Source organism: Corynebacterium sp. KPL2838 (assembly GCF_040225455.1).
In the GTDB taxonomy this organism is placed as follows: Bacteria; Actinomycetota; Actinomycetes; order Mycobacteriales; family Mycobacteriaceae; genus Corynebacterium; species Corynebacterium rhinophilum.
This window is the reverse complement of record NZ_JBEHFT010000025.1, coordinates 23006-31452: the sequence shown is the minus strand read 5'-3', so window position 1 is coordinate 31452 and position 8447 is coordinate 23006. Positions and strand designations below refer to the sequence as shown.

The window sequence follows — 8447 nt, the reverse complement described above, 5'->3', positions numbered from 1 at the left end:
TGCAATATCGGAATCAGACCCTTGAACCCCTCATCGCCTAGAATTAAACCAGTCCAACTTTCGGGGGCCAGTTCAGATTGGTGGTGGGCGCTTATCGGAATTAAGGCACTCGCTGCGCTTGGCTTGATCGTCGGAGCCGTTTTGAATAATCCGTCGATTACTACCACTGTCTCCGTCGGCGTACTTGCTTACTTTATTTTCGCCATTATCGCTCATATCAAGGCGAATTTCGTGGGTAAGGAGTTTTGGGTAAATTGCCTCGGGATGACAATCCTTAGTGCGGTTGTGCTCGTGTTGAACTTCGCGGCGATGGGGTAGCAATAGCCACACCGATGGGCTTGAGAAAATAATTTGCTGAGCGACCGTTTAGAGTCGGCAGTGCTGGCTGTATTTCTACTTCCGGAAATAGCGCCAGCCGCCATAGGAAAAGGCGGCCGTGACAAGCGCTGGAAGGCCATAGGTGCGAATAGCGCGGCGGATGGAGCGGTAGTCGCGGACGATCCAGCCGCGCTTCTCTGCAATGTTGCGCAGCTTGCGGTCCGGGTTGATGGCTACGGGGGTGCCCACCATGGTGAGCATGGGCATGTCATTGGCGGAGTCGGAGTAGGCGGTGCACCGGTCCAGATCGAGGCCCTCGATGGTAGCGAGGGCGGCCACGGCGTGCTTTTTGCCTGGGCCGTGGAGGATATCGCCCACCAAGCGGCCGGTGAACTTGCCGTCTTCTACCTCCGCGACGGTGCCGAGGGCGCCGGTAAAGCCAAAGCGGCGCGCCAAGACCTGGGCGAGCTGGACTGGGGTAGCGGTAACGAGCCACACCTGTTGGCCGGCGGCTAGGTGCATCTCAGCGAGCTGCGTGGTGCCGGGGTATGCGCGGCGGGCGAGTGAGGCTTCGACAATATCCTCGCAGAGCTCAATGAGCTCGTCTACGCTGCGGCCTTTGACAAACTCCAAGGCCTGCGCGCGGCCTTCGGCAACGTCTTTTGCATTCTCTGCGCCAGAGAGGCGGAATTTTAGTTGCTTCCAGGCAACAGGGAGTATCTCAGAGATGCGGATATAGCGCCGGCGGGCGAGCCCAAAGCCGAATTCCACCAAGGAGGAACCCTGAACGAGGGTATTGTCTACGTCGAAAAAGGCGGCGGCGCCGACATCGACGGGGACGTCCGGATCCTGGTCCGTGATGCGCTGGGAGCCTGCGGCGTCATAAGAGCCGGAGACGGAGGCTATGCCGGAGGCGAAGTCCTCGAGCTCTAGCCCGAACTCCTCTAAAGCGGCGGCAGCGGCCGCCTCACCTGCGGCGCGCTGTTCTTCCTCGCCCAAGGGGGCCAGCGCTTGGTTTTCTAAGAAGTTGCGCAGATTGCCGCGCGAGGCCGTCCAATTGGCCAAAAAGTCGCGCGGAGATTCGGGGAATCCGGGGGGAGGTAAAGCGGACACGAGTGGAATAAACAGCTTTCGCAAACGCGGGGTGGACTAACATGTCCATAGTAAACGTTTCCACCGTCGGCGTCCTTATGAGGAGAATCCCGCCCCTATGTCCCAGCATCTAGTCGAGCTCATGGTGCGCCCCACCTGCGGTTCTTGTAAACGGGTAAAAGAGCAGATTACCCCCGTTATCCAGGCGGCCGGCGCCCAGCTGGAAGTGCGCAACGTGGAAGATAGCCGCGAGCTCGAGATGGAATTCGGTGACCGCGTTCCTGTTGTAGTGATAGACGGAGAAGAATTCGCCTGCTGGGAAGTTGATAACGAAGAGTTGGCTGCGGAGCTGCGCTGACGATTCGGGTTCCGCGCCCACGCGGGGTAGTCTTTGGAACCATTGCGATCAATCAAAAGGTTGAGGAGTGTGGAGCATGAGCGTGCTTGTTGTGGGAATGTCCCACCAATCGGCACCCGTGGCGTTGCTGGAAAAGTTGAGCATGGACGATGTGGTGCAGCATTCCGCCTGCGGGCAGTTGGTTGATGCCGAGTCCCTGACTGAGGCGATGATCATTTCCACGTGCAACCGCCTTGAGGTCTATACGGTGACCAATTCCTTCCACACCGGCGTGCAGGACGTCATCCGGGTGCTCAAGGATGTCTCCCACGTCGATGAGGAAGAGCTGCGCAATTACCTCTACGTGCGCTATGCCGACGCCGCCGCCGAGCACCTTATGTCCGTTACCTCCGGCCTGGATTCGATGGTGGTGGGCGAGCAGCAGATCATCGGCCAGGTGCGTTCCGCCTACCAGTCCGCCTCCAAGCAGGGCACGGTTGGCCCGCGCATCCACGCCTTGGCGCAGTCCGCGCTGCGTGCCGGCAAGCGCGTGCACTCGGAAACGGAGATCGATAAGGCCGGCGTTTCGATGGTGACTTTCGCCTTCGACCAGGCGCTGCAGCGCCTTAATGCGGAGGACCTGCAGGGTAAGGCCGCACTCGTGCTGGGCGCCGGGGCGATGGCCTCGCTTGCGGCCACCCACGCAGGTCGGCTGGGCATCGGCGAGCTGGTGATTGCCAACCGCACCCGCGAGCGCGCCGAGCGCCTTGCCGGCCACGCTGAGGAGGCCGGGGTCCACACCCGCGTGGTGGATTTTGAGGATCGCGCCGCCGCGCTTGCCGATGTCGACCTCGCCATCTCCGCCACCGGCGCCGAAGGCTTTACCATTACCGCGTCCGACATTCCGCCCGCGCACCCGCTGATGCTCATTGACCTCTCCCTCCCGCGCGATATCGATGACGCGGCAACTGAAATCGATGACGTGGACCTGGTGAATATCGAGCGCCTCAGCAAGTCCCTGTCGGCGGCAGCGACTGATGTCGCGGCGGGCACGGACCCGCACGAGCAGGCCCGCACCATCGTGGACGAGGAGCTTGCCGCCTATACCTCCGCCCAGCGCGTGCGTGATGTGGCACCGGCTGTCAGCGCCCTGCACCGCCGCGCGGCGGACCTCGTGGAGTGCGAGGCAGCTCGCCTGCAGCAAAAGCACCCGGAGCTAGAGGGCAAGCAGCTTGCCGATGTCCAAGGTGCCCTCAAGCGCGTCGCCGACAAACTGCTGCATGAACCGACGGTGCGGGCGAAGAAGCTGGCGGCATCGGATAGCAGCTTTAGCAGCGAAAATGCCCTGCAGGAGCTTTTTGGCCTGCAGCTGGAAGGCTCCGGCGTTGCCGTGGCCGTCAATGAATTGCCCACGCTGAATAAGGAGGCGTAAATGTTCCAGATTGGTACCCGTGGCTCCAAGCTTGCCACCACCCAGGCAGGACACGTCCGCGATTGGCTTATCGATGCCGGATTCGATTCCGAACTCCACATCGTCACCACCGCAGGCGATACCAATATGGCCCCAGTCGAACGCATCGGCGTGGGCGTATTCACCCAAGCGCTGCGCGAGGCGCTGTACCGCGGCGAATGCGATATTGCCGTGCACTCTTTCAAAGACCTGCCCACGGCAGAGGATGACCGCTTCCGCTTGGTTATCCCGCAGCGCCAAGACAGCCGCGAGGTGCTGGTCGCCCGTGACGGGATGAGCCTGATGCAGCTGCCGGAGGGCGCGCGGGTGGGAACCTCAGCGCCGCGCCGCATCTCCCAGCTGGCCGCCCTGCGCCCGGACCTGGAAATCCGCCCGCTGCGCGGCAATATCGATACCCGCATGTCCAAGGTGACCGACGGTGAGCTCGATGCCGTGGTGCTGGCCTATGCCGGCCTGCTGCGCGGCGGCTACGAGGACCGGGCGAGCGATATTTTCGATCCAGAATTATTCATGCCCGCTCCCGCCCAGGGTGCGCTTGCCATCGAGGCCGTCGCCGGCACTGAGGCGGCCGCAGCATTAGACGCCGTTGTTGATGATCAAGCCACCTCCGCTGCCCTTGCCGAGCGCGCCGTTCTCGCCCGGCTCGAGGCCGGCTGCACCGCGCCCGTGGCCGCTACGTCCCGCTGGAACGGCGATCAACTGACGGTGCGCGGTGGCGTCTTTGCGCTGGATGGTTCCCGCCAATTGACCGCCACCGCCTCCGGCACCGCGACAGAAGCAGCGGAAGCGGCGGAGTTGGGCGCGCGGGTCTCTGACGAGCTTTTCGCCCAAGGCGCGGCCGATCTGCTTGGTCAGTAATTTCTACTTTAAGCGCTAATAATTTATGGTGTAGATACCATAGATCATTTTTTGCAATGATACCCGGCCCCCTTTAAGGGCATCCCAGGACGTAGCGCCTGGGATTTTGGCCGTTATGACCTTGATACCCACCGACGGCGCGGGGAGAAACACTGCAGGCGATCATGTCCGTGTGCGGTGCCGCGGGCCCAGATCTAGAAAAGAACTTTATGAGCAATGCTGTGTCAGACACCCAGTTGGGCAAGATCGTCTTCGTGGGCGCTGGTCCGGGAAACCCAGACCTGCTGACCGTCCGCGCCCGCGAAGTTCTGGCCAATAACGCTATCGCCGTGGCCGATCCGCAGGTCATGCAGGGCGTGCGCGATGCAGTCGCCACCGCGCTGCCCGTCCCGCAAGAGCTGCTGGATGCCGCGGAAGAGGAATACGCGCAGATGTGCGCCGATGCTAAGGCCAAGGGCGCGCGCCGCAAGCCGCCCCGCCCACCGGCACCGACCGCCGCGGTGCTCTACGCACCGGGCGAGGACATCGTAAGCCAGCTGCGCGAGTGCCTTGCTGAGGCCGATGGCGAGGACGTCATCCGTCTCGTGACCGGCAACCCGCTCAACCGCGAATCCATCAAGGCCGAAATCAACGCCGTGGCCTCCGCAGGCCTGGAATTCCAGGTCGTGCCGGGCATGTCCCTGCCCTCGACCGTGCCGTCTTTTGCCGGACTGGCGCTCGGTTCTACGTACACGGAGGCCGATGTCACCGATGGCGCCGACTGGGACGCGCTCGCCAATGCCACCCAGCCCATCGTCTTGCAGGCCACCAAGGAAGACTTGGCAGACATTTCCACCGAGCTGCAGCAGCGCGGCATGCCGGCGGAAACCGAGGCCTTTGTGACCGTCCACGGCACCACGCGCCTGCAGCGCACGTATGAGACGACGCTGGGGACCATCGCCAAGCTGGACGCGGATTTGTCCGGCCCGCTGGTGGTGACCCTTGGCCGCAGCATCGATGACCGCACCAAATACTCGTGGTGGGAAAACCGCCCGCTCTATGGCTGGCGCGTGCTGGTGCCGCGCACCAAGGAACAGGCTGGGCCCATGTCCGCGCGCCTAGCCGGCTACGGCGCCATCCCGCAGAACGTGCCGACGATTTCCATTGAGCCGCCTCGCAACCCGGCGCAGATGGACCGAGCCATCAAGGGCATCGTCGAAGGCCGCTACAAGTGGATCGTCTTTACCTCCGTCAACGCCGTGACCGCCGTGTGGGATAAGATTTCCCAGCTCGGCCTGGACGCGCGCGATTTCGCCGGCGTGCATCTTGCCGCCGTGGGTACCAAGACCGCCGATGCCATCCGCGCCAAGGGCATGGTGCCGGAGCTTTTGCCGCACAAGAAGAAGCAAAACGCCGAGGGCCTGCTCGAGGTCTTTCCCAATTACGTCGAGGACATCGACGCCGTGAGCCGCGTGCTCCTGCCGCGCACCGATATCGCCGCCGATACGCTTGTCGATGGCCTCCAGGCCCTCCAGTGGGACGTCGACGACGTCGTGGCTTACCGCACCGTGCGCGCCGCCCCGCCCTCGGCAGAAATCCGCGACATGATCAAGACCGGTGGCTTCGATGCCGTGGCCTTTACCTCCGGATCCACCGTGCGCAACCTGGTGGGCATTGCCGGCAAGCCGCACCAGCGGACGATCATTGCGTGCATCGGGCCATCGGCAAGCGCAGCAGCAGAAGAGCTGGGCCTGCGCGTCGATGTCGTGCCAGATGTTGCGGACGTGCCCGCGCTTGTCGATGCCCTCGCCAGCCACGTCGCCGCCCTCCGCGCCGCCGGTAACCTGCCCGCGCCCCGCAAGAAGCGTCGCGCGCGCAAGAAGACTACTAAGGTCGAGAAGGCGTAAGTTTTTAGTCTCGCTCTAAGGAGTACCCAATGAGCTCATTTCCTGCCCGCCGCCCCCGCCGCCTGCGCTCCACACCGCAGATGCGCAACCTCGTGGCCGAAACCACGCTGCGCCCATCGGATCTGATTCTGCCGATGTTTATCGCAGACGGCCTCGATGAGCCGAATGAGATTTTCTCCATGCCTGGCGTGTACCAGCACACCTTCGACTCGCTGCGCCGCGCGACCGAAGAAGCCCTCGAGGCCGGTGTTACCTGCGTGGATCTGTTCGGCGTTCCGCTGGAAAAGGACAAGGACGCCACCGGCTCCGTGGCCTGGAATCCCGACGGCATTTTGAACCGCGGCATTTCCGCCCTGCGCGAGGAATTTGGCGATGACCTCATCATCATGGCCGATACCTGCCTGGACGAGTTCACCTCGCACGGGCACTGCGGTGTCCTCGATGACCAGGGCCGCGTGCTTAACGATGAATCCGTCCAGCTCTACCAAAAAATGGCCCGCTCCCAAGCCGAAGCCGGCGCGCAGATCATTTCGCCGTCAGGCATGATGGACGGCCAGGTTGCCGCCATCCGCGCCGATCTCGATGAGGCCGGGCGCGATGACGTATCCATCATGGCCTACTCCGCGAAGTACGCCTCTGCCTTCTTCGGGCCCTTCCGCGAGGCCGTCGGCTCCTCCCTCGAGGGAGACCGCCGCACCTACCAGCAGGACCCGCGCAACTTCCGCGAATCCCTGCTGGAAGCCGAGCTCGATATCGAGGAAGGTGCCGACTTCGTCATGGTCAAGCCGGGCCTGCCGTATTTGGATGTCTTGTCCGCAATCGCGGAGACCTCTTCGGTACCCGTCGCCGTGTACCAGGTCTCCGGCGAGTACGCGATGATCAAGGCCGGTGCCGCCAACGGCTGGGTCGATGGCGAGGCCATCATGCTCGAGTCGCTCACCGCCTTCAAGCGCGCCGGTGCCGACCAGATCCTGACGTACTTCGCCACCGAAGCCGCACGCCTGCTCAAGTAAAGGATTCTTGTGACACAGCCTTCTCCTCGTCCGTCGCCGCGCCCTGAGTCGCCGCAGCCCGAGTCGCCACAGGCCGGCAATCCTGGGCCACAGCGCGATAAGCAGCGAGAGCCTCAACGAGAATCGCGGCCTAAGCTGCAGCCTCGGTCGCCGCAGCCCGGTGACCCGCGTGACCAGCGCGGCAAGGGCTCGCAGGGCGGTTCCAAGCGCCCCGAGACCGTGGTCTACATGCTGTGGCTCTGGCTGGGCGTCGTCGCCGGGGAGACCGTCCACCAGATCCTCAACGTGGTGCTGACCCTGCTCAACCACGATGTACTCATGGCGCAGGCCAAGCAGATGGTCGAAAGCACCTCGGGTGGCGAAGACGGCGACGAAGTTTCGGACTCCTTAATTGAAATGGCCGCCTATGGGTCGGTGGCACTATCGGCTGCCATTGCCATCGGCGTGCTGGTGCTGCTGCTCTTTTTACTGAAGTCGCTGGCGGGGCCATCAAAACGCGCGGGCACCTCGCGCCGCATCTGGTTCGCCTTTTCCATTTACTTCGGTTTCCGCATCCTGCTGACTTTCATGGTCACGCCCACGGGTGCTGACGTCCCCGGCTGGCTCTTTGCCGCCGACGGTATGGTACAAATCTTGGTCGGTGTCGCCGCCGTACTGGGGCTCATCTTCTCCATTAAACCCGACACCCTCGACTATACCGGCGAGCTCGAGCAAATGCGCGAGCTGGAAAAGGAGCTCGAGCAGGCGCGTCGGGATAAAGAGCGTGAGAAGCGCGAAAAGCAGGAAGCCAAGGAGAAGGGTGCCAAGGAACGGGGCAAGAAAACTTCCTCCCAGCAATCGCTTGGCGATGACCACAAGGACAACCGATGACCAGCATGTTCCCCGGCCACGGCCGGCGCGATGACGGTCAAAGCGACGATGCTGCGGATAAGAATCAACGCCCAGGCCCCCGCGACTATAACCGCCCCTTACAAAACATCACCCAGGAACAAGACCTGTCCGTGTGGCCGCGCCCTCTCCAGTGGGCGTATTGGGTGCTCGTTGTTGCAGCCGTCATCATGCTGGTTAGCGGCATGGTCGGTATCTTCGGCGGGGGCGGCGAGCAGATGGAGCCCTCGGATTCGGGCATCGCCGAGTATGTGCGGTCGAACCGCTTATTCGTCTCGGTATTTAATATCATCGGCGCAATCATTCTGGCGCTCTTTTCCGCGCAACTCGCCAATGGATCGAAGTGGGCGCGCCGCATTATTTCAGTCGTCATTGCGATTGCCCTCTTTTTCAATATCGCAGCTTTGGCGCTTGGTATCGGTGGTCTCGGCCTGCTACTGATCGCCGTGACGCTGCTTATCGCGGTAGTTCTGCTCTTCCGGCCCCAGTCCAACCGATTTATCGCCCACCGCAGTCTCCACGGGCGGGGCTGACGCCTGGCCTGCGCACAGGGAGCGCAAGACCCGCGGCGCGGCGAATTAGCC

9 protein-coding genes are annotated in these 8447 nt (G+C 62.8%); 8 read left to right on the top strand and 1 reads right to left on the bottom strand.

All coding sequences use genetic code 11. The features are described from left to right. Positions 1-12: 12 nt before the first annotated feature. Positions 13-318: a DoxX family protein gene (locus tag ABRP98_RS08720; protein ID WP_502878794.1), complete on the top strand. Its 306-nt coding sequence runs from the start codon at positions 13-15 to the stop codon at positions 316-318. Positions 319-393: 75 nt separating this feature from the next. Here ABRP98_RS08720 and ABRP98_RS08715 read toward each other — a convergent pair whose 3' ends face one another. Next, positions 394-1431, bottom strand: coding sequence for an HAD family hydrolase (locus ABRP98_RS08715; RefSeq protein ID WP_349858739.1), 1038 nt, complete (start codon positions 1429-1431; stop codon positions 394-396). Positions 1432-1528: 97 nt separating this feature from the next. On the opposite strand from ABRP98_RS08715, the gene ABRP98_RS08710 reads away from it, so the two are divergent. The 7 genes from ABRP98_RS08710 to ABRP98_RS08680 all read left to right on the top strand — a co-directional run bounded on the left by ABRP98_RS08710 (position 1529) and on the right by ABRP98_RS08680 (position 8396). Next, complete coding sequence (locus tag ABRP98_RS08710; RefSeq protein ID WP_005276722.1) at positions 1529-1768, top strand: glutaredoxin family protein; 240 nt, start codon at positions 1529-1531, stop codon at positions 1766-1768. 76 nt (positions 1769-1844) lie between these two features. Further along, positions 1845-3179 carry a glutamyl-tRNA reductase gene (locus ABRP98_RS08705; RefSeq protein ID WP_349858736.1) on the top strand — a complete coding sequence of 445 codons (1335 nt, stop codon included), beginning with the start codon at positions 1845-1847 and terminating at the stop codon, positions 3177-3179. After that, complete coding sequence (hemC, locus tag ABRP98_RS08700) at positions 3180-4076, top strand: hydroxymethylbilane synthase (RefSeq protein ID WP_349858734.1); 897 nt, start codon at positions 3180-3182, stop codon at positions 4074-4076. It abuts the gene before it with no gap. Between the two features lie 209 nt (positions 4077-4285). Then, positions 4286-5962, top strand: a complete 1677-nt coding sequence (locus tag ABRP98_RS08695) for a bifunctional uroporphyrinogen-III C-methyltransferase/uroporphyrinogen-III synthase (RefSeq protein ID WP_349858732.1) — start codon at positions 4286-4288, stop codon at positions 5960-5962. A 29-nt stretch (positions 5963-5991) separates the two neighbouring features. After that, positions 5992-6975: a porphobilinogen synthase gene (gene hemB / locus ABRP98_RS08690; RefSeq protein WP_349858730.1), complete on the top strand. Its 984-nt coding sequence runs from the start codon at positions 5992-5994 to the stop codon at positions 6973-6975. A 9-nt stretch (positions 6976-6984) separates the two neighbouring features. Then, entirely contained in the window at positions 6985-7845 is an 861-nt protein-coding gene (locus ABRP98_RS08685) for a hypothetical protein (RefSeq protein WP_349858728.1), read from the top strand. After that, positions 7842-8396, top strand: a complete 555-nt coding sequence (locus tag ABRP98_RS08680; protein ID WP_349858726.1) for a tellurium resistance protein TerC — start codon at positions 7842-7844, stop codon at positions 8394-8396. The genes ABRP98_RS08685 and ABRP98_RS08680 overlap by 4 nt, the downstream gene beginning before the upstream one ends. Positions 8397-8447 lie beyond the last annotated feature (51 nt).